This window comes from Billgrantia endophytica, from assembly GCF_002879615.1.
In the GTDB taxonomy this organism is placed as follows: Bacteria; Pseudomonadota; Gammaproteobacteria; order Pseudomonadales; family Halomonadaceae; genus Halomonas; species Halomonas endophytica.
Window position 1 is genome coordinate 44,715 of record NZ_PNRF01000010.1, and the last position, 23,945, is coordinate 68,659.

21 protein-coding genes and 1 other RNA gene are annotated in these 23,945 nt (G+C 63.9%); 17 read left to right on the forward strand and 5 right to left on the reverse strand.

Translation table 11 applies throughout. The annotated features are described in order from the left end of the window. Window positions 1-124: 124 nt before the first annotated feature. From C1H69_RS04065 to C1H69_RS04080, 4 genes are read right to left on the reverse strand one after another with little or no spacing between them, the layout of a single operon-like run. Window positions 125-670 carry a BON domain-containing protein gene (locus C1H69_RS04065; protein ID WP_240609802.1) on the reverse strand — a complete coding sequence of 182 codons (546 nt, stop codon included), beginning with the start codon at window positions 668-670 and terminating at the stop codon, window positions 125-127. A gap of 32 nt (window positions 671-702) precedes the next feature. After that, the gene (locus C1H69_RS04070) at window positions 703-1,296 is read right to left on the reverse strand and encodes a phosphoheptose isomerase (RefSeq protein WP_102652137.1); all 594 of its coding nucleotides are present in this window, start codon (window positions 1,294-1,296) and stop codon (window positions 703-705) included. A 39-nt stretch (window positions 1,297-1,335) separates the two neighbouring features. Continuing rightward, window positions 1,336-1,704, reverse strand: coding sequence for a YraN family protein (locus C1H69_RS04075; RefSeq protein WP_102652138.1), 369 nt, complete (start codon window positions 1,702-1,704; stop codon window positions 1,336-1,338). Continuing rightward, window positions 1,688-3,487 carry a penicillin-binding protein activator gene (locus C1H69_RS04080; RefSeq protein ID WP_102652139.1) on the reverse strand — a complete coding sequence of 600 codons (1,800 nt, stop codon included), beginning with the start codon at window positions 3,485-3,487 and terminating at the stop codon, window positions 1,688-1,690. Before C1H69_RS04080 ends, C1H69_RS04075 begins: the two co-directional genes overlap by 17 nt. Before the next feature lie 39 nt (window positions 3,488-3,526). Between C1H69_RS04080 and rsmI the strand changes: the two genes are divergently transcribed. The 17 genes from rsmI to lpxC all read left to right on the forward strand — a co-directional run bounded on the left by rsmI (window position 3,527) and on the right by lpxC (window position 22,436). Then, window positions 3,527-4,384, forward strand: coding sequence for a 16S rRNA (cytidine(1402)-2'-O)-methyltransferase (gene rsmI / locus C1H69_RS04085; protein WP_102652140.1), 858 nt, complete (start codon window positions 3,527-3,529; stop codon window positions 4,382-4,384). Between the two features lie 73 nt (window positions 4,385-4,457). Further along, an RNA gene (rnpB, locus tag C1H69_RS04090) (RNase P RNA component class A) lies at window positions 4,458-4,824 on the forward strand. A 64-nt stretch (window positions 4,825-4,888) separates the two neighbouring features. Then, window positions 4,889-5,845, forward strand: a complete 957-nt coding sequence (gene rsmH, locus C1H69_RS04095; protein ID WP_102652141.1) for a 16S rRNA (cytosine(1402)-N(4))-methyltransferase RsmH — start codon at window positions 4,889-4,891, stop codon at window positions 5,843-5,845. Between the two features lie 8 nt (window positions 5,846-5,853). After that, window positions 5,854-6,183 carry a cell division protein FtsL gene (gene ftsL / locus C1H69_RS04100; protein ID WP_102652142.1) on the forward strand — a complete coding sequence of 110 codons (330 nt, stop codon included), beginning with the start codon at window positions 5,854-5,856 and terminating at the stop codon, window positions 6,181-6,183. A 53-nt stretch (window positions 6,184-6,236) separates the two neighbouring features. Then, window positions 6,237-7,889, forward strand: coding sequence for a peptidoglycan D,D-transpeptidase FtsI family protein (locus C1H69_RS04105; protein WP_422666882.1), 1,653 nt, complete (start codon window positions 6,237-6,239; stop codon window positions 7,887-7,889). A gap of 31 nt (window positions 7,890-7,920) precedes the next feature. Beyond that, the gene (locus C1H69_RS04110) at window positions 7,921-9,435 is read left to right on the forward strand and encodes a UDP-N-acetylmuramoyl-L-alanyl-D-glutamate--2,6-diaminopimelate ligase (protein ID WP_102652144.1); all 1,515 of its coding nucleotides are present in this window, start codon (window positions 7,921-7,923) and stop codon (window positions 9,433-9,435) included. Continuing rightward, window positions 9,428-10,795: a UDP-N-acetylmuramoyl-tripeptide--D-alanyl-D-alanine ligase gene (locus C1H69_RS04115; protein ID WP_102652145.1), complete on the forward strand. Its 1,368-nt coding sequence runs from the start codon at window positions 9,428-9,430 to the stop codon at window positions 10,793-10,795. The genes C1H69_RS04110 and C1H69_RS04115 overlap by 8 nt, the downstream gene beginning before the upstream one ends. 9 nt (window positions 10,796-10,804) lie before the next feature. After that, window positions 10,805-11,887, forward strand: coding sequence for a phospho-N-acetylmuramoyl-pentapeptide-transferase (gene mraY / locus C1H69_RS04120; RefSeq protein ID WP_102652146.1), 1,083 nt, complete (start codon window positions 10,805-10,807; stop codon window positions 11,885-11,887). 42 nt (window positions 11,888-11,929) lie between these two features. Beyond that, window positions 11,930-13,309 carry a UDP-N-acetylmuramoyl-L-alanine--D-glutamate ligase gene (murD, locus tag C1H69_RS04125; RefSeq protein ID WP_102652147.1) on the forward strand — a complete coding sequence of 460 codons (1,380 nt, stop codon included), beginning with the start codon at window positions 11,930-11,932 and terminating at the stop codon, window positions 13,307-13,309. Continuing rightward, a complete protein-coding gene (gene ftsW, locus C1H69_RS04130; protein ID WP_102652148.1) occupies window positions 13,306-14,523 on the forward strand; it encodes a putative lipid II flippase FtsW in 1,218 nt (405 codons plus the stop codon). The genes murD and ftsW overlap by 4 nt, the downstream gene beginning before the upstream one ends. 29 nt (window positions 14,524-14,552) lie before the next feature. Beyond that, complete coding sequence (murG, locus tag C1H69_RS04135) at window positions 14,553-15,608, forward strand: undecaprenyldiphospho-muramoylpentapeptide beta-N-acetylglucosaminyltransferase (RefSeq protein WP_240609810.1); 1,056 nt, start codon at window positions 14,553-14,555, stop codon at window positions 15,606-15,608. 58 nt (window positions 15,609-15,666) lie between these two features. Further along, the gene (gene murC, locus C1H69_RS04140; RefSeq protein WP_102652298.1) at window positions 15,667-17,079 is read left to right on the forward strand and encodes a UDP-N-acetylmuramate--L-alanine ligase; all 1,413 of its coding nucleotides are present in this window, start codon (window positions 15,667-15,669) and stop codon (window positions 17,077-17,079) included. After that, window positions 17,076-18,005, forward strand: a complete 930-nt coding sequence (locus C1H69_RS04145; protein WP_102652150.1) for a D-alanine--D-alanine ligase — start codon at window positions 17,076-17,078, stop codon at window positions 18,003-18,005. Before murC ends, C1H69_RS04145 begins: the two co-directional genes overlap by 4 nt. Next, window positions 18,002-18,727 carry a cell division protein FtsQ/DivIB gene (locus C1H69_RS04150; protein WP_102652151.1) on the forward strand — a complete coding sequence of 242 codons (726 nt, stop codon included), beginning with the start codon at window positions 18,002-18,004 and terminating at the stop codon, window positions 18,725-18,727. The genes C1H69_RS04145 and C1H69_RS04150 overlap by 4 nt, the downstream gene beginning before the upstream one ends. 196 nt (window positions 18,728-18,923) lie before the next feature. Beyond that, complete coding sequence (ftsA, locus tag C1H69_RS04155; RefSeq protein ID WP_102652152.1) at window positions 18,924-20,207, forward strand: cell division protein FtsA; 1,284 nt, start codon at window positions 18,924-18,926, stop codon at window positions 20,205-20,207. Between the two features lie 33 nt (window positions 20,208-20,240). Continuing rightward, complete coding sequence (ftsZ, locus tag C1H69_RS04160) at window positions 20,241-21,413, forward strand: cell division protein FtsZ (protein WP_102652153.1); 1,173 nt, start codon at window positions 20,241-20,243, stop codon at window positions 21,411-21,413. Between the two features lie 111 nt (window positions 21,414-21,524). Then, complete coding sequence (gene lpxC, locus C1H69_RS04165; protein ID WP_102652154.1) at window positions 21,525-22,436, forward strand: UDP-3-O-acyl-N-acetylglucosamine deacetylase; 912 nt, start codon at window positions 21,525-21,527, stop codon at window positions 22,434-22,436. A 94-nt stretch (window positions 22,437-22,530) separates the two neighbouring features. Here the strand turns inward: lpxC and bioA are convergent, their stop codons facing one another. Next, window positions 22,531-23,796 (reverse strand): adenosylmethionine--8-amino-7-oxononanoate transaminase, encoded by a 1,266-nt coding sequence (gene bioA / locus C1H69_RS04170; RefSeq protein WP_102652155.1) that lies wholly within the window; start codon window positions 23,794-23,796, stop codon window positions 22,531-22,533. Between the last annotated feature and the right edge of the window lie 149 nt (window positions 23,797-23,945).

Sequence of the window (23,945 nt, forward strand, 5' to 3'; positions counted from 1 at the left end):
TGCCGATACCCGCCTGGTGCCACGGCGCCAGGCGGGTATCCGTAGAAGGAAGCGTCAGCAAGAATGCATAAAAAAGCGGCGGGCCTTATTGGCCCGCCGCTTTTTTCATCCCTGTTCCAGGCTATCAATCCAGGTAGTCGAACACCTTGACGATTCGCTGAACGCCGCCGATGCGGGAAATGGCATCGACGATGCGATCCGACTCGGCGCGGGTAACGATTCCCATGACATAGACGCTGGCATTTTCCGTGACGAATCGCAGCCGGCCGGTATCGATGGTTTCGTCCGCGGCCAGGCTGGTGCGGATGCGTGTATTGATCCAGGTGTCCGACAGGCGCTGGCTTGCCGGGAGATTGGCGGCAATGGCCAGCTCGTTGTGTACGTCGCGGACGTTACGTACGTCCCGGGCGATCTCGGTGGCCTTCTCCTTGAGCTCTTCGCTGGGTACCTGCCCGGTCAGCAGTACGATGGCGTTGTAGCTGTCCACATTGACCCGGGCGTCACCCAGCCTGGCATCTGCCCGGCGCATGTTGTGGGCAATCTTGGTCTCGATGCTCTCATCCTCGACCTGGGCGCCAAGAGTGCGCTTGCCGTAGTTTTCATCAATGGTACCGGGGTTGGTCACGCCGGTCACGGTGGTGCAGCCGCCCAGTGCGAGGGCAAGAACCATCAGGAGGATCAGTCTCGTAGAAGCCATATGGATTACTCACTGCTGCCGAAGAGTTGTTCATCGATGAGGTCGCACAGGCAATGGATCACCAGCAGGTGAACTTCCTGGATGCGCGCCGTGGAAGTGGCCGGGACGCGTATCTCGCAATCGTCCTGGCCAAGAAGTGATGCCATATCGCCGCCGTCGCGGCCAGTCAGGGCGACCACCGTCATGTCGCGATCATGAGCCGCTTGTATGGCCTGGATCACATTGCCCGAATTGCCGCTTGTCGAGATGGCCAGCAGGATGTCGCCGGGCTGCCCGAGTGCACGTATCTGCTTGGAAAAGACCTCATTGTAACTGTAATCGTTGGCGATCGATGTCAGTGTCGATGTGTCGGTCGTCAGCGCAAGGGCAGGCAGGCTGGGGCGTTCACGCTCGAAACGATTGAGCAGTTCCGAGGAAAAATGCTGACTATCGCCGGCACTGCCGCCGTTGCCGCAGGCCAGAATCTTGCCTTCGCTGACGAGGCATTGAACCATCATCTGGCTGGCGACCTCGATGAAGGGTGGCAGGACCTCGCTGGCATAGGTCTTGGTGTCGATGCTGGCGTTGAAATGGCCAAGTATTCGCTGCTGAAAATCCATTCTTTCGTGTCCTGGTCCTGGATGACTTCGCAGAGCCCGTCAAAACGCGTCGAAGGCGCCCTGTACCCACTCGAAGTCGAGAACGGGCGGAGCGCCGGTCACGGCCAGCGCATCGAAGCGGCAGGGACATGATAGCCGGTTGCGGGCAAGATAAAAACGCGCGGCGCGGATCAGGCGGCGCTGCTTGGTGGCGGTGATGGTTTCCAGTGGATGACCATGCCGAGAGTCGGCTCGATGGCGGACTTCAATGAAAACCAGGGTATCGCCGTCGCGCATGACCAGGTCGATCTCTCCGCCCTTGGCATGCTGGTTGCTGGCCACCAGCATCAGCCCCCGGGCGGTCAGCCATTCGGCCGCGAGGCGCTCGATGTGCGCGCCTCGTGCCCGGGCGTCAGTCCTGCTGGCCATTGTCGGGTTGCTCGCTGTCAGGACGCCCGTTTTCCAGCAGGTCGGTGCCGATCAGGTCGATGGCCAGGATCGGACGGGGTACACCGCTCTGGAAGCGTGCCCATGGCAGTTGGCGCTGGATGCGTCCGTCAGAGGCGGGAGTCAGGAGCCCCGTGGCACCGAACAGCTCACTTTCCGGCATCAGTTGGAACTGCGGCAGGCGACGTGCCAGTTCGTAGGCGTCCACGCCCATGGCCATCAGGCGGAAGACCGAAGGGTCCGCATCCTCGTGCAGTTGTTGGTAACTGCTGAGATAGGGCAGGGCTTCCACCCCTCCAACCGCGGCATCGGGAATCTGCCAGGGGATGTCGATGAAGCTCACATCATCCAGGTCATGATCGAGCAGCGGCTGTGGACGACCCTCGAAGAGGTGCGAGGTGGCATAGATTGGCAGGCTGGATGCGTCATAGTAGTCCAGGGTCGGAGGAATCTGGCGGGCATAGCTGGGCAATGCGAGCAGGAACAGCATGTCCGGCCGGCCGCCGGAGAGTGCTCGACGCGTACTCTCGGTCGCGGAGCCCCGGGGGTCATACGCCACCGTATTGGTGATGGTGCCATCCTGGCGGCGCCACTCTTCCTCGAAGGCGCGGCCAACCCGCCTGCCCCATTCGTTATCGGGAATCAGCATTGCGCTGCGGCGATGGCCGTCCTCGCGACCCCGCCTTGCCACCTGGCGTGCTTCGTCCTCGGCCGACAGGCCATACTGGTAGAACCCTTCGGCACGATTGGCGTCGCCATGCCCATAATTGAGGCCCAGGGTCGGCAACGGTACCCGATCGCGGTTTTCGAGTTCCGTTACCTGGTCCTTGTCCAGCGGGCCGATGACCACCTGGGCACCACGGTTGCGTGCTTCCTCGTAAAGGGCATCAATATCACCGTGGCTCGTGTCCAGGAAAGACAGGCTAACGCCGCCGTTGCGCTCGGCGCTATTCATGTGGTGGGCGCGGATGCCGTCGCGGATCGCTTCGGCCACGCCTGCCAGTGGGCCGGATTGCGGAAGAAAGACGGCAATATGGCGAACTTCCCGCCCGCGCAGTTCACGCAGAGCCAGCAGGTCTCGGGGAACGCTGCGGGCGGCGGGGTGCTGGGCATTGCGCTCGCGCCACTCGTCGAAGCGCATGAAAAGCCCTTCGATGTCGCCTCCGCTTTCGCGCACCAGGTTGGCAAGCGTCAGCCAGCCGAGACCCAGAGCATCGGTCTCGTCGCGCATGGCAGCCAGCTCACGGCCATCGAGACGGGAAAGCGACGCCCAGATGGCATCATTGAGCGCTTCGCTGTCGGTTTCGTCCTGTACACCGATGAGGATCGTGGCGGCTGCGCGATGCTCGTCGGTCTGAGCCAGGGCCTTGCCGTGACGTTCCCGGAGAATCAACGAAGCATCGCGGGGAACGTCGATCTCATCGAGCACCTGGGCCGCCTGGATGACCGCCCGGGGGGCGCCTTCGGCCTCGCCGAGCTCGGAGAGCAGCATGGCCCAGTGCAGGCGATGCTCGGCGGGTAGCTGCTGGTCATCGATATTCGTGGCGACGTCGAGCGCCTGGGTGCGCTGCCCCTGGCGTGCTAGGATGTCGGCCGCCTGGAGCCGGGTGATGGCCGCCTGTTCAGGTTCCTGCTGACGTGCCTGCTCGAGTAGGTGGCCGGGGTCGTCATCGGGTACGCGGTCGACGATGCCGGGAGGCGCACAGCCTGCTAGCAGTATGGCCAGGAGCACGGTGGCCAGCAGGCCGCGTGGCGATTTCAGCATGAATCCTTCCTTGTCCGGGGAGCTTGCCAGGGAGCCGACATGTCAGACTCGAACTCGGGTACATTGTACGTGGTCGCTACACCAATTGGGAATCTTGAGGATCTCTCGCCTCGGGCGGCCAGGGTGTTGGGCGACGTGGCGTTGGTGGCGGCGGAGGATACCCGTCACACCGCCCGGTTGCTGCGTCACCTGGGGCTCACGGTCCCAATGCTGTCACTGCACGAGCACAATGAGGCCGCGCGCATCGACCAGTTGGACGAACGTCTGGCGGGCGGTGACAGCATTGCCCTGGTCAGTGACGCGGGCACGCCATTGATCAGCGACCCGGGTTTCGTGCTGGTGCGCGAGCTGCGTGCCCGAGGTCGCCATATCGTGCCGGTGCCTGGCCCCTGTGCCCTGGTGGCAGCCCTGTCGGGAGCCGGACTGCCGACGGACCGCTTCCTCTTCCACGGCTTTCTACCGGCCAGGACAACGGCGCGAAGCCGTCGTCTGGAGGCGTTGGCCCGGCGCGAGGAAACCCTGGTCTTCTATGAGTCGCCGCATCGCATTCGCGAGACGCTTGCCGACATTGGCGGGGTATTGGGAGCGCGGCGACTTGTACTGGCAAGGGAGTTGACCAAGGCCTTCGAAACCTTTCTGGATGGCTCTGCCGAGGCGCTACTGGCGCGGATGGAGGCGGACCCGGATCAAGCGCGGGGGGAGTTCGTGATCATGGTCGCCGGTGCCGAGCCTCAGCAGGTGCCGGAGCCAGACGATGTGGAGGCAGAAGCCCTGCTCGGCGCCTTGCTTGCCGAAGGCATCGGTGTCAGGCAGGCGGCTGCAGTGGCGGCTCGGCTGCTGGGTGGTGCCAAGAAGGTGTGGTACAGCCGAGCCCAGGCAGTGAAGGAAACGCGTTGACGGGACCGGGGGCGCTCTCGACCAGCGGGAAAAGACATTGAGGGGGCTTCGGCGCACTGGTATTCTTGCGCTCGGAGTCGGCCAGACAGTCGCCGCCAGCCCGGTCGTGAAGATCGGTGCCGGGGGAGGAAAGTCCGGGCTCCATAGGGCAGGGTGCCAGGTAACGCCTGGGCGGCGCGAGCCGACGGAAAGTGCAGCAGAGAGCAGACCGCCTACGTCTCCTTCGGGAGACCGGCAAGGGTGAAAGGGTGCGGTAAGAGCGCACCGCGCGCCTGGTAACAGTGCGTGGCATGGTAAACCCCACCCGGAGCAAGACCAAATAGGAACCCCATGACGTGGCCCGCGTCGGGTTCGGGTAGGTTGCTGGAGGGCCGTGGCGACGCGGCCCCTAGATGAATGGCTGTCCTCGACAGAACCCGGCTTATCGGCCGACTCCCCCTGAATGATACCTCCCGATACCGGTCGCAAGACCGGTACGACTACTTCGACACTCCAGAGAAGCGCATGTCGTCAACCGCCCCTGAAACGCCCCCCCGCGGCTTTCGCCATGCCAGCGTACTGCTCGATGGCGCTGTCGAGACGCTCGTTCACGATCCTCGAGGCGTCTATCTCGATGGCACCTTCGGACGTGGCGGGCACTCCAGGGCCATACTCGCCCGGCTGGCACCGGAAGGCCGCCTGTTGGCCATCGATCGTGATCCCCAGGCTATCGCCGAGGCGGCTTCCATCGAGGATCCGCGCTTCATCATCGAACGGACGGAGTTTGCTCGTCTGGATGAACTGGCCCGACGTCATGAACTGCATGGCCGGCTGGCCGGGGTGCTCCTCGACGTGGGCGTGTCGTCGCCTCAACTTGACGACCCCGAGCGTGGCTTCAGCTTTCTTCGCGATGGCCCCCTCGACATGCGTATGGACCCCACCCATGGCGTGAGCGCCGCTGACTGGCTGGCTGGCGCGGCCGAGTCCGACATTGCCAGGGTCTTCAAGACCTATGGCGAAGAGCGGTTTGCCAAGCGGTTGGCCAGGGCCGTCGTGACCCGCCGTGCCGAGCGTCCTTTCACTCGCACCGCGGATCTGGCCGAGGTGCTGAAAGCGGCTCATCCGGCCTGGGAGAAGGGCAAGCATCCCGCAACCCGGGCCTTTCAGGCACTGCGTATTCATGTCAATGGTGAACTGGAGCAGCTCGACGAGGCACTCGAGGCGGCGCTGGAGGCGCTGGCGCCCGGCGGGCACCTGGTGGTGATCAGTTTTCACTCGCTCGAGGATCGTCGGGTCAAGCGCTTCATCCGTGAACATGTGCGAGGTGATACCGATTTGCCTCGTGGCGTTCCGATTCGCGATGATCAGCTCGCCAGGCGGTTGATGTCACTGGGCAAGGCCCGGCGCCCAACCCCCGAGGAGATCGAAGCCAATCCCCGTGCTCGCAGTGCGGTAATGCGTGCAGCGCGCAAGCTGGTCTGAGGCATGGTATGAATCAAGGACGACACACCTCATCTTCATCCTCTTTGGGCTGGCCATTCGGCCGGATGCCCAGCACCCGGTTGATCATCGTCTGTGCGCTCGTGCTGGCCTGCCTGGCCAGTGCCACGGCAGTGATCAACGCCACGCATCTTACCCGGGAACAGTATGCCCGCCTCCAGCAGCTCGAGCGTGAGCGGGATCAGCTGCAGACCGAGTGGGGGCAGCTACTGCTGGAGGAGAGCGCGTGGTCGTCGCCGGCACGCATCGAGCGGCTAGCCGTCGATCGTCTGGAAATGCGCTTGCCTGACGTCAATGAAGTCGAGGTCATCCGGCCATGAAAGCGGAATCCGCCGGCGGCGTGTCGCCGCGCCGCCGCCCGCCCAGCCCGGCCATGGGGCGGGCACGCTATGTGGTGGTGCTGAGTCTGGTGGTGATCGGCATGGTGCTGCTGGCAGGGCGCATCGTGACGCTTCATGTCATCGACCGTACCTTCCTCCAGGGGCAGGGGGATGCCCGGACCCTGCGCACCGAGTCGCTCACCGCGCATCGTGGCATGATCAGCGACCGGCACGGCGAGCCGCTCGCCATCTCGACGCCGGTGGTCACCCTGTGGGCCAATCCCCAGGAAGTGCCCGAAGACCGTATCCAACGGCTGATGCTGGCCCAGGCCCTGAACATGAGCCTGGACGACCTCGATACGCGCCTCGCGCGCTTCAGTGAACGCGAATTCATGTACCTGCGACGGCAACTGACGCCCGTGGCCGCCCAGCGAGTGCTCGATCTGCGCATGGCAGGGGTCTACGCCCAGCATGAATACAAGCGCTACTATCCGGCCGGGGAAGTGGCCGCCCAACTGCTGGGCGTGACCAACGTGGACGACATGGGGCAGGAGGGGATAGAGCTCGCCTACCAGCCCTACCTGGCCGGTACCCCGGGGCAGCGCCGGGTCATCAAGGATCGCCGCGGTCGGCTGGTGCGCGACCTGGCCACGTTGCGAGAGGCGCAGCCCGGCGGCGAGCTGGTACTGTCCATCGATCAGCGTCTGCAGTACATGGCCTATCGCGAACTCAAGGCCGCCGTAGCGGAGCATGAGGCCGATGGCGGGGTGGTGGTGATGATGGACGCCCGCACCGGCGAGGTGCTGGCCATGGCCAATCAGCCTTCCTACAACCCCAACAACCGCGCTGGTCTCGATCCACGGGGGCTGCGCAACCAGGCTATCGTCGATGTCTTCGAGCCGGGTTCCGTCATGAAGCCGCTGGCCATGGCTGCCATCATGGAGAGTGGCCAGTTCGAGTCCGATGTCGTCGTCGATACATCGCCTGGCTGGATGATGCTCGATCGTTTCACCATTCGTGACATTCGCAACTACGGCAGGCTCGACCTGGCCGGCATTCTCGAGAAATCCTCCAACATCGGCATGTCCAGGTTGGTTCTCGAGCTCGAGGAGCCCCTGGTCCCGGAGCTGTATCGTCGGCTGGGTTTCGGCCAGAGCACCGAGACGGGATTCCCCGGCGAGGCCGTGGGACACATGCCGGCCCCGGTGCGCTGGTCGCGAAGCCAGTGGGCCGCACTTTCCTATGGCTATGGCCTGTCGGTTTCCGCCCTGCAGCTGGCGAGTGCCTATACCACGCTTGCCAACGATGGCGTGCGAATGCCCCCTTCGCTGCTCAGGTTGCCGGAAGCGCCGGCCGGGACCCCTACCGTCGATCCCGAGATCGCCCATGATCTGCTGCGCATCATGGAGGAGTCGGTCCAGCCGGGGACCGGTGGTCGCCGAGCTGGTGTGCCCGGGTATCGCGTAGCCGGCAAGACCGGTACGGTACGCAAGACCTCGGTGAGTGGTTACGAGCAGGATGCGTACCGCAGTCTCTTCGCCGGCATCGCACCGGTCTCCGACCCGCGTATCGTGACGATCGTGATGATCGACCACCCCCGCGCCGGCGATTATTTCGGCGGCGCGGTGGCGGCACCTGTATTCTCGCGTGTCACCGGCAGTGCCCTGCGTCTGCTCGATGTGCCTCCCGACCAGCGCGTAAGATGAGTGTTTTCCGCCCCCAGACAGAGGAATACCGATGCTGGTGAATGTTGCCCGTTTCCAGGCTGCGCTGCGTCACTGCTGGCCCGCATTGTCGATGCCCGATATCGGGACGGACGGTCAGGTCCGCCTGGTGCTGGACAGTCGTCGCCTGGTACCGGGTGACGTCTTCCTGGCCGTGCCAGGCGTCACCACCGATGGTCGTGACTTCCTGTCGGAAGCCCTGGAAGCCGGGGCCGCGTGGGTGCTCTATCACCTCGAGTCCAGTGAAACGCTGCCCGCCTCGATACGGGATACGCGGGTCATCGGACTGCCCTTTCTGCGTCAACGGCTTGGCGAACTGGGAAGGGGGCTCTTCGCCGTGCCGGACGACCTCGAACTGATCGGCGTCACCGGAACCAACGGCAAGAGCTCGGTCACCCATTACATTGCCGAATTGAGCACGCTGCTGGGACATGAAGCCGGCCTCGTCGGCACCCTGGGACATGGGCGCCCCGGGATGCTGGCCGAGGCAGGGCTGACGACGCCTGGCCCGCTGGCACTGCAGGCGGCGCTGGGGGAGATGGGCCGGAAGGGGGTCGAGCGCGTGGCCATGGAAGTTTCCTCCCACGCTCTGGAACAGGGGAGGCTCGATGGCTGCCGGGTGAGGGCAGCCGTTTTCACCAACCTGAGTCGTGACCATCTCGACTATCACGGCAGCATGGCGGCTTATGCGGCGGCCAAGGCACGCCTGTTTCGGCGGCCGGAACTGTCGCTTGCGGTGGTCAATGCCAACGACTCGCTGGCGCGCCTGATGCTGGCCGGCCTGGCGCCGAATGTGCGCGTGCTGGCGGTGGGAGAGGATTCTGCCGCGACGCTGCGGGTCGTCGACTGGCGTCCCTCCGAGACCGGGCAATTGGCGCTGGTGGCCACTCCGGATGGTGAGATGCCTCTCGAGTTGCCGCTCATGGGACGTTTCAACCTGGAGAACGTGCTGCTGGCCATTGCCACCCTGTATGGCCTGGGCGAGTCTCGGGCGGCCCTTTTCGAGGCGGCGCAGCGGCTCTCTCCGGTGCCTGGACGAATGCAGGCGGTTCGGCGTGGGAACTGCCCCACGGTCATTATCGACTATGCCCATACCCCGGGTGCGCTCGAGAACGCTCTCATCGCCTTGCGTGCCCATCTGCCAGGCGATGGGCGACTGTGGTGCCTGTTCGGCTGTGGCGGTGATCGCGACGACGGCAAGCGCCCGCTGATGGCGGCGGTCGCGGAGCGCCATGCGGATAGGCTGGTCATCACCGACGATAACCCGCGCAGTGAAGACCCCGCGGCCATCCGCGAGCAGATTCTGTGCGGTCTTTCCCCGCAGGCGAGGGAGGGTGCCTGGACGATTGCCGGCCGGGGCGATGCCATCGCTCGGGTCCTGGCGGAAGCCAGTGCCAACGATGTCGTTCTGCTCGCGGGCAAGGGGCATGAAACCTACCAGGAAATCGATGGTGCGCGTCATCCGTTCTGTGACACACGCCAGGCCGAGGCCGCCCTGGCCCGGCGAGAGAGTGCGGGACATGGGTGATCGGGGGCTGGACTCACTGGCTGGGGTGGCCGACCTGTTGGGTGTCCCGGCCCCCGAGGTCGATTGCGTGTTGCAGGGGGTCGTGACGGACACGCGGCAACTGACGTCCGGCTCCCTCTTCGTGGCTCTGCGCGGCGAACGTTTCGACGCTCATGAGTTCATCGGCCAGGCCCGGGAGGCTGGTGCTGTCGCAGCGGTGGTCGAACGGGAGGTGAAGGATCCGTTGCCTCAACTGGTCGTGCCGGACTCCCGGTTGGCACTGGGCCTGCTGGGTCGTGCCAACCGCCGGGCGTGGGGAGGGCCGCTCATCGCGGTGACCGGCAACAGTGGCAAGACCAGTGTCAAGGAGATACTGGCTCAACTGCTGAGCCTTCGCGGCGATACACTGGCGACCCGTGGCAATCTCAATAACGATATCGGAGCCCCGCTGACGCTGCTCGGGCTGAAGCCCGGTCATCGGCAGGCAGTCGTGGAGCTGGGTGCCAATCATCTGGGTGAAATCGCCTGGACGGCTGCCTTGGCAGAGCCCCAGGCGGCGGTGATCACCAATGTCACCGGGGCACATGTCGGCGAGTTTGGTGGCATGGGACAGATCGCCCAGGCGAAGGCGGAAATCCTGACCGGCCTGCCTGCCGATGGGGTGGCGGTCCTCAACCGCGACGATGCCTACTTCCCGTTCTGGGCGCAGTGTGCCGCGCCGAAGCGTGTGCTGGACTTCGGGCTCGTCGAGGGCAGTTGCGTTCATGCCACCGAGCTGGCCTGCGACGTTCTGGGGCGCTATGCTTTCACGCTTGTCGTGGAGGGCCAGCGGCTTGGCCGCGTGCAGCTCGCCCTGCTGGGGCGACACAGCGTGTCCAACGCCCTGGCTGCCGCTGCCGGCGCGATTGCGCTGGGTCTGCCATCGGATCAGGTGGTCGCTGGGCTCGACGCGGTGACTCCCCTGCCGGGGAGACTCAGTTCGGTTGCCGGTATCAAGGGATCGCGGCTGTTGGACGATACCTACAATGCCAACCCCGGAGCGGTCAAGGCAGCCCTGTCGCTGCTGGCCGAACTGCCGGAACCGCGGTGGTGCCTGTTGGGTGCCATGGGAGAGCTGGGAGCGGAGTCGGATCGATTGCACGCCGAAATCGGCCGGTACGCACGGGAGCTGGGGATAGACGTGCTCGGCACCTGCGGGGAGCTGGCGAAGCCGGCCAGCGACGCCTTTGGAGAAGGCGGGTGCCATTTCAATGACCGCGAGGCGCTGACGCGCCATGTCCTTGACCATCTGCTTTCCGGCGCCAGCGTGCTGATCAAGGGCTCGCGCAGCGCCGGGATGGAAAAGATCGTGGACGCGCTACGCGCAGACGCATCAAGGTGAACGCAACACATGCTGCTTTATCTGGCAAATTTTCTAGCGCAATACCAGAGCGCCTTCAATGTCTTCAACTACCTGACCCTGCGAATGATCCTGGGTACTGTCACCGCACTGCTGCTGTGCCTGTGGCTGGGCCCCTGGATGATCCGCCGGCTGGTCGAGCGCCAGATCGGCCAGGCAGTGCGGGACGATGGCCCTCAGTCGCACCTGTCCAAGGCCGGCACGCCCACCATGGGCGGGGCCATGATCCTGATGGCGATCGCCATCAGCACCCTGTTGTGGGCGGACCTTTCCATTCGCTATGTGTGGATCGTACTGGCCGTGACGCTGGGGTTTGGGGCGATCGGCTGGGTCGACGACTATCGTAAGGTGGTGGAGAAGAACCCAAGGGGACTACCGGCCCGCTGGAAGTATCTGTGGCAGTCTGTCATCGGCCTGGCGGCGGCCCTGTTGCTCTACGTCACCGCGACGAGCGCGGTGGAAACCAGCCTGATCGTTCCACTGTTCAAGGACATCGTCATGCCGCTGGGCGTGTTCTACATCGTCCTTACCTACCTGGTGATCGTCGGCAGCTCCAATGCGGTCAACCTGACCGACGGCCTCGACGGGCTGGCGATCATGCCCACCGTCATGGTCGCCATGGGCCTGGCAGTGTTCGCCTATGCCAGCGGCAACGCCGTCTTCGCCAATTATCTTCAGATTCCCAATATCGTCGGTGCCGGTGAACTGGCGGTATTCTGCGCCACCATCTCCGGTGCGGGGCTGGGTTTCCTGTGGTTCAACACCTACCCGGCCCAGGTCTTCATGGGCGATGTCGGAGCGCTGGCTCTGGGAGCCGCGCTCGGTGTCGTGGCGGTTATCGTGCGCCAGGAGATCGTGCTGTTCATCATGGGGGGGATCTTCGTCATGGAGACCATCTCGGTGATCCTCCAGGTGGGGTCGTACAAGTTGACCGGCCGCCGTATCTTTCGTATGGCCCCGTTGCACCATCATTTCGAACTCAAGGGCTGGCCCGAACCGCGAGTCATCGTGCGTTTCTGGATCATTACGGTCGTGCTGGTCCTGGTTGGCCTGGCCACGTTGAAGATCCGCTGAGCCGCATTGGACGAGCAATGCCCACTGGATGAGGAGGCGAGCATGCACAAGGTGCCGAGAGGGATGACGCTGGTGGTCGGGCTCGGCATATCGGGGCGGGCCATCTGCCGCCACCTGGCTCGTCGGGATGTGCCCTACATGGTGGCCGATACCCGTGCGGTACCTCCGGGAATCGATGATTTCCATGCGGCTCATCCCGGTGTGCCGATCCATTGCGGCCCACTGGCCGCGCTGGACCTGAGCGAGGTGGGCGAAGTGGTGTCGAGCCCTGGCGTGGATCCACGCACGCCGGGCCTGGCAGAGCTCGCCGGTCGGATGAACGAATTCAGCGGTGAGCCAGTGCTGGTTGGCGAGATCGCCCTTTTCAGCAGGGCCTGCCGCGCTCCGATTGCTGCCATTACCGGCTCCAACGCCAAGTCCACCGTCACCACCCTGCTGGGCGAAATGGCTCGCGAGTCGGGCCGTCGCGTTGCGGTGGGCGGCAACCTGGGAACGCCTGCCCTGGACCTGCTCGATGACGAGCCGGATGCCGACTGTTACGTACTCGAACTCTCCAGCTTCCAGCTCGAGACCACACCGCGGCTTGGTGCCGAAACGGCAGCCTTCCTCAACCTTTCCGAGGATCACCTGGATCGCCATGGCGACATGGCCGGTTACCGTGCCGCCAAGCAGGGCATCTTCCGGGGGGCGCGTCACGCCGTCGTCAATGCCGAGGACCCCATGACCTGGCCATCGGACCGGCTTTCCGCCCTGGATCGTTTCACCACCCAGCCTCCGCGGGATGGCGAGTGGGGAATCGCTCCCCACGAGGGGCGCGACTGGTTGATGCATGGCGATACGCCGTTGCTGCCCACGCACGAGATGAAGCTGGCGGGGCGGCATAATCAGGCCAATGCCCTGGCTGCCATCGCCATGGGGCGCCGCCTGGACTTCCCAATGGAGGCCATGTGCCGGGTACTGCGCCGCTTCACCGGGTTGCCGCACCGCGGCGAAGTGGTAGCCGAGATCAATGGGGTGCGGTGGATCAACGACTCGAAGGGCACCAACGTCGGCGCCACCCTGGCCGCCATCGCGGGCCTGGGTCCGACGCTCCAGGGGCGGCTGATCCTGCTTGCCGGTGGGGTGGGCAAAGGGGCCGACTTCGGGCCATTGGCGGGACAGCTGGCACGATATGGCCGTGCGGCCATCCTGTTCGGCCTGGATGCAGAGCGATTGGCACACGCCATCGGCGAACGGGTGAGAGTCATCATGGTGAACGATATCGAGGCGGCCATGTCACAAGCGCTGTCGGTTGCCGAGCCCGGTGACTGTGTATTGCTGTCGCCGGCGTGCGCCAGCCTGGATCAATTCGCCAACTATCAGGAGCGTGGTGAGGTGTTTCGGCGCTGGGTGCACCAACGCGCCGCGGAGATAGCCTCATGATGCGCGTTGCCAGGCTGCGACAGCGTCTTTCGACCCAGGAGCATCCCTTCGACGGCTGGCTGGTCTTTGCGTCGCTTTCACTGATGTTGATCGGATGGGTCATGGTGACCTCGGCATCCACCGGAGTGGCTGCCGCACTGACCGGGAATCCCTGGTATTTCAGCCAGCGTCACGCGCTGTTCGTGACCCTGGCCCTGGTGGCGGCAGGGCTTACGCTACGGGCTCCATTGGCTTGGTGGCGGGCCAACGGCCCCTTTCTCCTGCTGGTCAGTATCGCACTCCTGGTGCTGGTGCTGTTCATCGGCCGTGAGGTCAACGGCAGCCGTCGCTGGCTTTCGATTCCCGGGATTCCCTTCAACCTGCAGGTTTCGGAAGTCGCCAAGCTTTGCCTGATCGCCTACATGGCGGGCTATCTGGAGCGTTTCCTGCCCGAAGTGCGGCGCCAGTGGGGCGCCTTCCTGCGTCCGCTGCTGGTCATGGGGGTCATTGCCGTGCTCTTGATCCTCGAACCCGATTATGGGGCCGTGGTGGTCATGACGGGTTGTGTGATGGGCATGCTGTTGATGGCGGGCGCGCCCTGGGGGCGCTTCGTGTTGATTCTCGGAGGGGTGGGTCTGCTGGGCTTCTATGTCGCCATTGCCGAGCCCTATCGCCTGGCGCGTCTCACCAGTTTTTCCGATCCATGGGCCGACCAGTTTGCCAGCGGTTACCAACTGACCCAGGCCTTGATCGCCTATGGCCGCGGCCATTGGCTCGGCATGGGGCTGGGCAATAGCGTCCAGAAGCTCTTCTACCTGCCGGAGGCCCATACCGATTTCGTCTTCGCCGTGCTGGCCGAGGAGCTCGGGCTGTTCGGTGCGATCGGCGTGGTGGGGCTTTTTGCACTGCTGATCTACCGGGCCATGGCGGTGGGGCGGCGTGCCGAACTGGCGGGTCTCGCCTTCGCCGCGTATGTCAGCTATGGCATCGCCCTGGTCATCGGCACGCAGGCGTTCATCAACATTGCGGTGAGCACCGGCATGCTGCCTACCAAGGGGCTGACGTTGCCGCTGCTCAGTTACGGTGGGTCGAGCCTGCTGGTCAGCGCCATGATGGTGGCATTGCTGTTGCGTGCCGATATCGAGACCCGTCAGGCGTTGCGCCGAGGAAGTCCGACGGCTTCCCAGGTGACGGCAGGGCGGCGGGCGCCACGCTTGCATGGAGTCGTCAAGTGAACAAGGATGAACCACGCCGGGTATTGATCATGGCGGGTGGTACGGGGGGGCACGTCATTCCTGCCCTGTCCCTGGCCCGTGGGCTCCAGGCCGAAGGCGTGGAAGTCCACTGGCTGGGCAGCCCCCACGGTATCGAGAACCGCCTGGTGCCTGACGCGAACATCCCGCTTCACCATATCTCGGTAGTGGGTCTGCGCGGCAAGGGAGCCGCCGGTTGGCTGTTGGCGCCCTTCAACTTGTCCCGTTCCGTGTGGCAGGCCTCGCGTATCATTCGTGAGCTCGATCCGCGTCTGGTGGTCGGATTGGGCGGCTTCGCCAGCGGTCCCGGCGGGCTTGCCGCCTGGTTAGGGCGGCGGCCGCTGGTGATCCATGAGCAGAATGCCGTGGCCGGACTGACCAACAAGGTACTTTCTCGCCTGGCGAAGCGGGTCTATGCCGCCTTTGAACACGCCTTCAATGGCCGCTGCGAGGTGATCGGCAACCCGGTGCGTAGCGGGATCGCGGCCCTGGGCGCGGCACCTCGCAGCGCCGAGGCGATGGCCGGGCGGCGCTTGCGGCTATTGGTGGTGGGTGGCTCGCTGGGGGCGCTGGCCCTCAATCAGCGCGTGCCCGAGGCCTTGGCATGGTTGCCGGAGGAGAGACGACCCCAGGTGCGCCACCAGGCCGGCCGGAACAAGGAGGGTATGACCCGAGAGGCGTATGCCGCGCACAAGGTCGAGGCCGACGTGGTCGACTTTATCGACGACATGGCGTCAGCCTATGATTGGGCGGATCTGGTGGTCTGTCGCGCCGGGGCACTGACCGTTGCGGAACTCGCCGCCGCCGCCAAGCCGGCGCTTTTCGTGCCGTTTCCCCATGCGGTGGACGATCACCAGACCGCCAACGCTCAGGCTTTGGTAGAAGCCGGGGCGGCCGACTTGCTGCCACAGCAGCACATGACCGCAGCGTCGCTGGCCGAGAGCCTGACGATGCTCTTACAACCCGACATTCTTGCCACCATGGCGCGGCGCGCTCGGGCGTGCGCCCATCTGGATGCGGTAGAGCGCCTGGTGGCCGGCTGCATGGAGACAGCTCTTGAGCAATAGCAACCTTGGACCGGTTCCCGGTCAGGCCGCGTTGTCCCGCCATGGGCAGGGCCTGGGCATGCGCCGCACCCGGAATATCCATTTCGTCGGCATCGGTGGTGCCGGGATGTGCGGTATTGCCGAAGTGCTTGCCAATCAGGGCTACCAGGTGAGCGGCAGCGATCTGAAAAGCTCTCCTGTCGTGGAGCGGCTACGCGAAAAGGGCATTCGCGTGGTGATCGGTCACACCGATGCGAACGTGGCGGATGCCGATGTGGTCGTGGTTTCCACCGCCGTGGATGAGACCAACCCCGAGATTCGTTGGGCCCATGAACACCGGCTGCCGGTGGTGCGGCGCGCCGAAATGCTGGCCGAGCTGATGCGTTTCCGGCATGGCATCGCCGTGGCGGGGACCCACGGCAAGACCACCACCACCAGCCTCACGGCAACGCTGCTCGGTGAAGGCGGCCTGGATCCCACCTTCGTGATTGGTGGCAGGCTGACCAGCGCCGGCGCCAATGCCCGCCTGGGGGAAGGCGACTACCTGGTCGCCGAAGCCGATGAGTCCGATGCATCCTTCCTGCACCTGCAGCCCATGGTCTCCATCGTCACCAATATCGATGCCGATCACATGAGCACCTACGGCGGAGACTTCGATCGACTGAAGGGCACCTTCATCGAGTTCTTGCATAACCTGCCGTTCTACGGCCTGGCCATACTGTGCATCGATGATGAGCACGTACGCGGACTGCTGGATCGCGTCCATCGCCAGTTCGTGACCTATGGGTTCAGCGAGGATGCCGACTACCGGGTCGCCGACTTCGTGCAGGAAGCGGGAGAGGTCAGCTTTACCGCGCTGCGCCCGGAGGGGCTGGCGCCGCTTGCAGTGCGCCTGGCAATGCCGGGGCGACACAATGCACTCAATGCCCTGGCTGCCATTGTCGTGGCGACCGATGCGGGCGTCGATGATGCGGCCATCTTGCGCGGCCTGGCAGGGTTCGCCGGCGTGGGGCGTCGCTTCCAGGTCCATGGTCACTTCCCGCCGCCGAATGGCGAGGGAGAGGTCATGCTGGTGGACGACTATGGCCATCACCCTCGTGAAGTGGAAATGGTCATCAGGGCGGTGCGCGCCGGTTGGCCCAAGCGTCGCCTGGTCATGGTCTACCAGCCACACCGCTACACGCGTACCCGGGATCTCTACGAGGATTTCGTGCGAGTCCTCGGTGGAGTCGATACACTACTGCTGCTCGACGTCTACAGCGCCGGCGAGGCGCCCATACCCGGTGCCGATGGCCGAACACTCGCGGGCTCCATCCGCCAGCGTGGCGAGCTGGACCCCATCTTCGTACAGGACAAGTCGGAATTGCCCGGATTGTTGACGAGGGTACTTCGGCCCGACGACATCCTGATCACCCAGGGGGCGGGAGACGTGGGGGGGATTGCGCTCGGCCTCGCCGAGAGTCGACTGAAACTGGATGAGGTGGCGCTATGACGCAGGCGAGGGAGTTCGGTCGTGTCGTGGTGCTCTTCGGCGGGGATTCCGCCGAGCGTGAGGTATCGCTCAAGAGTGGCGCCGCCGTGCTGGCCGCCCTGGAGCGTGCCGGCCTCGATGTGATGGGTTACGACCCTGCCGGCGGTGGACTTGCCGGACTCGAGGCGTTGAATCCTGATCGGGCCTTTATTGCCCTGCACGGTCGCGGGGGCGAGGACGGCGCCCTGCAGGGGGCGCTCGAGCTGCTGCGCATTCCCTATACCGGCAGTGGCGTGCTGGCATCTGCCCTGGGCATGGACAAGCAGCGTACCAAGCAAGTCTGGCAGGCGGTGGGCCTGCCGACGCCGGAGGCGGTGATGCTTGCCGCGGACTCCAACTGGGACGAGGTGATTGCGAGCCTGGGCCTGCCTCTCATCGTCAAGCCGGTTCATGAAGGGTCGACCCTGGGCATCAGCATCGTCGAGTGCCGGGCGTCGCTCGAGGCCGCCTACCGGGACGCGGCCCGTTACGATGCGCGTGTCATGGCTGAGCGCTTTATCGTGGGAGAGGAATATACGGTGTCCCTGCTTGGCGACAGGGTGTTGCCGGCCATACGAGTCGAGGTGCCCGGAGGCTTCTACGACTACGACGCCAAATATATCTCCAATGACACGCTCTATCATTTGCCCTGTGGCCTCGATGCCAGGGCCGAGGCCGAATTGGGAGAACTGTGTCGGGAGGCTTTCGAGGCGATCGGGGGCGAGGGCTGGGGGCGGGTCGATGTGATGCGTGACGCCGGTGGGCGCTTCTGGCTCATCGAAGTCAATACCTCACCGGGCATGACCGACCATAGCCTGGTACCCCAGGCCGCGGCCCATGTCGGTATCGATTTCGATACCCTGGTGCTGTGTATCCTGGGCACGACACTGGAGTCACACCAGGCATGAGCACCCGTGGTTCGTTGACGGGAGTGCTGTTGCTGCTGATCCTGCTGGGAGCCGGTGGGCGCGCACTCTGGATGTGGCTCGATCGACCCATCGAGCGTGTCTCGATTCGTGGAGAGCTCAACCACGTCAACGCCGATTATCTGCGGTCACAGCTGGCGCCCCTGGTTCAGGGGGAAACCTGGCTATCGTCCGATTTACCGGCTCTGCGCCGTCGTGCCCGCTCCATAGACTGGCTCGCGGAGGTCAGAGTGGCGCGCGAGTGGCCCTATGCCCTGGCTTTCGAGTTGGTCGAGCAGGTTCCTGTCGCGCGCTGGAACGATGACTATCTGCTCAACCCCGCAGGCGAGCCGTTTGCCTTCGCACCGGTGGCGCCTCCCGATGGCCTGCCGGATCTCGCGGGTCCCGTGGGAAGTGGTGCCGAAGTGCTGGCCTACCATGAACGGCTGTCGCCACGATTCGACACCTTGGGCTTGACCATCAGTCAGCTTAGACTGGAACCTCGGGGGGCCTGGCGACTCCAGCTCGATGACGGTGTCTGGGTCATGTTGGGCCGCAGTGACCGGGAAGCGCGTCTGGCACGCCTTGCGGCGGCCTGGCAGCGCCAGTTGGGTCCGCAGGCGTCGCATATTCGCTACATAGACCTGCGTTATCCGAATGGTGTCGCGGTAGCTTGGCACGGCGAAACCGATATTGAAGAGGGTGATACCGATGACGCGGGCTAATCGCTTTTTCAAGACGCTATTCAAGCGATAAGTCGACAAATGGTGTTCCTTTTGCCACAAATAACCCGTATCGTAAGCGCTGTTTCTCGTATTGGACTGGTGGTTTAACGCTAGTTGTTCCTATAATAGGCGAAATGACCATTTATCGGATTAATGGAATTCCCTGCGGGTCAAGTTTCAGGAGATACCCCGGCGCATGGCAGTCACTTCCAACTCATCTAATATGGTAGTCGGACTGGATATCGGTACATCCAAGGTGGTGGCTATCGTCGGGCAGCGAACCGATGACGGCGGCATCGAAATCGCTGGTATCGGCTCACACCCTTCCCGCGGCATGAAGAAGGGTGTTGTCATCAATATCGAATCCACCGTGCAATCTATTCAGCGTGCCGTCGAAGAGGCCGAACTGATGGCCGGTTGCGATATCCACTCGGTTTATGTGGGTGTTGCCGGCAGTCATATCAGCTCCATGAACTCGGATGGCGTGGTTGCGATAAAAGAGCGCGAAGTGATGTCATCCGATATTGATCGAGTTATTGATTCAGCGCGGGCACGGGCTATTTCGGAAGGCCAGCGTGTGCTCCACGTACTGCCCCAGGAGTTCTCCATCGATACCCAGGGTGGCATACGGGAGCCGTTGGGCATGTCCGGGGTGCGACTGGAAGCCCGGGTACACCTGGTCACGGCGGCGCTCAATGCGGTGCAGAATATCGACAAATGCGTACGCCGCTGTGGCCTGGAAGTCGACGCCATCATTCTCGAGCAGCTCGCTTCCAGCATGGCGGTGTTGACAGAGGACGAACGGGAACTGGGCGTGTGCATGGTGGACATCGGTGGCGGTACCACCGACATTGCCGTATTCACCGAAGGCGCGATCCGGCACACGGCGGTGATTCCCATCGCCGGTGACCAGGTGACCAACGACATCGCCATGGCGCTGCGTACGCCTACCCAGTATGCCGAGGAGATCAAGGTCAAGTACGCCTGTGCGCTGACGCAGCTGGCCGCCAGCGATGAGATGATCAAGGTACCGAGCGTCGGGGATCGTCCATCACGGGATCTGTCACGCCAGGCGCTGGCCGAGGTGGTCGAGCCGCGCTACGAGGAGTTGTTCACCCTCATCCGTGATGAATTACGTCGCAGCGGCTTCGAGGATCTCGTGGCGGCTGGCGTGGTCTTGACCGGCGGAACCTCGCGCATGGAGGGCGTGGTCGAGCTGGCGGAGGAGATATTTCATATGCCGGTTCGCATTGCCTGCCCGCACAATGTGCGTGGTCTGGCCGATGTGGTCCGAAATCCGATTTATTCTACGGGAGTCGGTTTGCTACATTATGCTCTTCAGGAAGCCCAGCATGGGCGGGGGCGTGAGGGCAGGATAGTAACGGCGCAACCCAGGCGTGATGACGTCTCCCAGCGTGGAGTATGGGAAGGGATTCCGGCGCTGGCAAAAATCAAGGGCTGGTTGAAAGGAAATTTCTGACAGGGCCGCGGTGCGGTCCAGGAGACGGGGCTTATGTTCGAACTGGTAGATAGCGCACCCTCGAGCAGTGCGGTCATCAAGGTCGTCGGCGTGGGTGGAGGCGGCGGCAACGCCGTCAACCACATGGTCGAGAGCAACATCGAGGGCGTGGAGTTCATCTGCGCCAATACGGATGCTCAGGCACTCAAGCGAGTGTCGGCGAAGACCGTACTCCAATTAGGCAACGAGATCACCAAGGGGCTGGGCGCTGGCGCCAATCCCGACGTGGGTCGCCAGGCGGCCATGGAGGATCGTGAGCGCATCGCCGAGCTGATCCGCGGTGCCGATATGGTCTTCATCACTGCCGGGATGGGTGGCGGCACCGGTACCGGGGGCGCCCCTGTGGTGGCTCAGGTGGCCAAGGAGCTGGGCATCCTCACCGTGGCGGTGGTGACACGGCCGTTCCCGTTCGAAGGCCCCAAGCGCATGCGTGTCGCCGAGGAGGGCATGAAGGAGCTCTCCGAACACGTCGACTCCCTGATTACCATTCCCAACGAGAAGCTGCTTTCCGTTCTGGGCAAGAATGCCAGCCTGCTCACGGCTTTCAGCGCTGCCAATGACGTGCTGCTGGGTGCCGTCCAGGGCATCGCCGAGCTGATCACCAGCCCCGGTATCATCAACGTCGACTTCGCCGACGTCCGCACCGTGATGTCCGAAATGGGCATGGCGATGATGGGAACCGGTGGCGCAACCGGGGAAAATCGTGCCCGCGAGGCGGCCGAGAAGGCCATTCGCAGCCCGCTGCTCGAGGATATCGACCTGCACGGTGCTCGCGGTATCCTGGTCAACATCACCGCTGGCCCGGACCTTTCCATTGGTGAATTCAACGACGTGGGCGCCACGGTTCAGGAGTTTGCTTCCCAGGATGCTACCATTGTGGTAGGCACGTCGATCGACATGGACATGACCGATGAGCTGCGTGTCACCGTGGTGGCGGCCGGATTGGAAGGACGGCAGCAGAAGATTGCCGGACGCGAGAGTGCCAAGCGCCCCGAGGGGAGCGAGTATCGTCAGCGGCAGCAGCCTGCCATGCGTCAGCAGAGCGCCGTGGCCACCAAGGCCGAGCCACAGGAGGCCGTGAAGCCACGGCCCGAGAAGCGCCGCTCTCCTCAGGAGCTGGACGATTATCTCGACATCCCGGCCTTCCTGCGGCGTCAGGCTGATTGATAACCGCTATCGACTGATTAGGCAGGGTCAGGAGATGTTTTTTTGTTGAAACACATGTTCGGTGTTATAGTGAACGGTGTTTGATAACTAACAACCGCCTGGCTACTGCCCATGATCAGACAACGCACCCTGCAAAACATCATTCGCGCCACTGGCGTCGGCCTCCACTCCGGCAAGAAGGTCTATCTGACGCTGCGTCCGGCACCGGTCAATACCGGTATCGTGTTTGTGCGCACGGATCTCGATCCCGAAGTGCAGGTTCCGGCCCGTGCTACCCTGGTCAACGACACGACGCTATGCACGGCGTTGTCGCGGGATGGGATCAAGGTCGCGACAGTGGAACACCTGATGTCCGCCTTCGCGGGCCTGGGCATCGACAACGCCTACGTGGATGTCAGCGCTCCCGAAGTGCCGATCATGGATGGCAGCGCTGGTCCGTTCGTATTCCTGATTCAATCGGCGGGGATTGCCGAACAGGATGCGCCGAAACAGTTCATCCGCATCAAGCGCGAAGTCCTGGTCCGTGAGGATGGGAAGGAGGCTCGTTTCCTGCCTCATCAGGGGTTCAAGGTCTCCTTCGCCATTGAATTCGACCATCCTGTTTTCGAAGATCAGAAGCAGACGGCCGTCGTCGACTTCTCCACGACCTCCTTCGTCAAGGAAGTGTCCCGGGCACGAACCTTCGGTTTCATGCGTGACCTCGAATACCTTCGGGCCAACAACCTGGCGCTGGGAGGCAGTCTCGACAATGCCATCGTGGTCGATGACTACCGCATCGTGAACGAGGGTGGGTTGCGTTACGAGGATGAATTCGTCAAGCACAAGGTGCTCGATGCCATCGGTGACCTCTACCTGCTGGGTTACAGCCTGATCGGCGAGTTCCGTGGTGTGAAGTCCGGCCATGCGCTGAACAACCAGCTGTGCCGCGCCCTGCTCGACCAGCCGGATGCCTACGAGATCGTCACCTTCGAGAATGAGCGGGAGCTGGCGCCGATCTCATACGCCCAGCCTGCCATGGCCTGATAGAAATCGGCTAGCCTCATTTGCCGGGTCGCTCCACTGTCATGTGGGAGCCCGGCCCAGAACGCCGTCCCCGGTCCGGGGACGGCGTTCTGGGTTACTGGAACCAACCTTTCATGACGCCGGTTATGTGGCGCATGTCCTCTTCCGGTGTGATATAGGCCGGCATGGTGTAGAGCCATCGACCAAAAGGGCGTAGCCAGACTCCCCGGGCCCGGGCAAGGTTCGCGACGCCCTCGAGATCGGCGGCATTCTTCACCTCGATAACGGCAGTGGCGCCCAGCACTCGCACGTCCCGTACCTGCGGGTGCCGCCGCAGCGCCTCGTCTTCCAGCAGTTCCTCGCGCAGGAGCCGGTTGAGTCCGGCGATCTTCTCCAGGTATCGCTCGTCCTCGAACACGGCCAGGCTCTCCAGCGCCACCCGGCAGGCCAGCGGATTACCCATGAAGGTGGGGCCATGCATGAAGGCATGCGCCGGGCTGTCGCCAATGAAGGCATCATGTACCTTGTCGTTGGCCAGCGTGGCCGCGTGTCCCAGATACCCCCCGGTCAACCCCTTGGAGAGAACCATGATGTCAGGCGCCATGTCGGCATGGTCGGCGGCGAACAGTTTGCCGGTACGGCCGAAGCCGGTGGCCACCTCATCGAAGACCAGCAGGACATCGAATTCCTCGCACAGAGCCTGCGCGCCCTTGAGGTAGAGGGGCGAGGTCATGTTGAGCCCGCCGGCGGCCTGCAGCAGTGGTTCCATCAGTAGCGCGGCGATCTCATGGTGATGCTGCTCCAGCACCGCACGCAGGGCCGCGAGGTCGGCGGACACCGCCTCTGGCTCGGCGTCGAAAGGCGCTGCGGGGGCGGGGGCGAAGTGGTGACGGGGCAGGTAACCGGAGAACAGCGAATGCATGCCCTCCTCGGGATCGCACACCGCCATGCAGCCAGCGGTATCGCCGTGGTAGGCCTTCATCAATGAGAGCATGCGGTGCTTGCCGGGGTTGCCGCGCAGACGGTGGTACTGCACCGCCATCTTCATGGCCACTTCCATGCCCACCGAGCCGCTGTCGGAAAAGAAGACATGATCGAGGCCTTCGGGTGTCACGCGGACCAGCTCCCTGGCCAGGCGGTCGGCAGGCTCATGGGTCAGCCCGCCCAGCATGACGTGACAGAGTTCACCGGCCTGCTCACGAATCGCCGCCACCAGGCGTGGATGCGCGTAGCCATGAATCATGCACCACCATGAGCAGGTGGCATCGAGCAACTGCTCGCCGCCCTCCAGAATGAAGCGAGGCCCCTCGCCACCGATGACCTTCGGCGCCGGTGACTGGGACTTGAGATGAGCGTAGGGATGCCAGACAGGGGACGTCATCGAACCTCCGTGGGCTGGTGGGAAGTCTGGATCTGGGAGTCATGCAACGGGAGTCGGTCGGGATCGGGTGCGTGGCGCATGCGCACGAGTCGCGGAAAGCGAAAGGCTATCGCTGTCGCACTCGGGGGAGACGTAAGGTGATTCGGCGA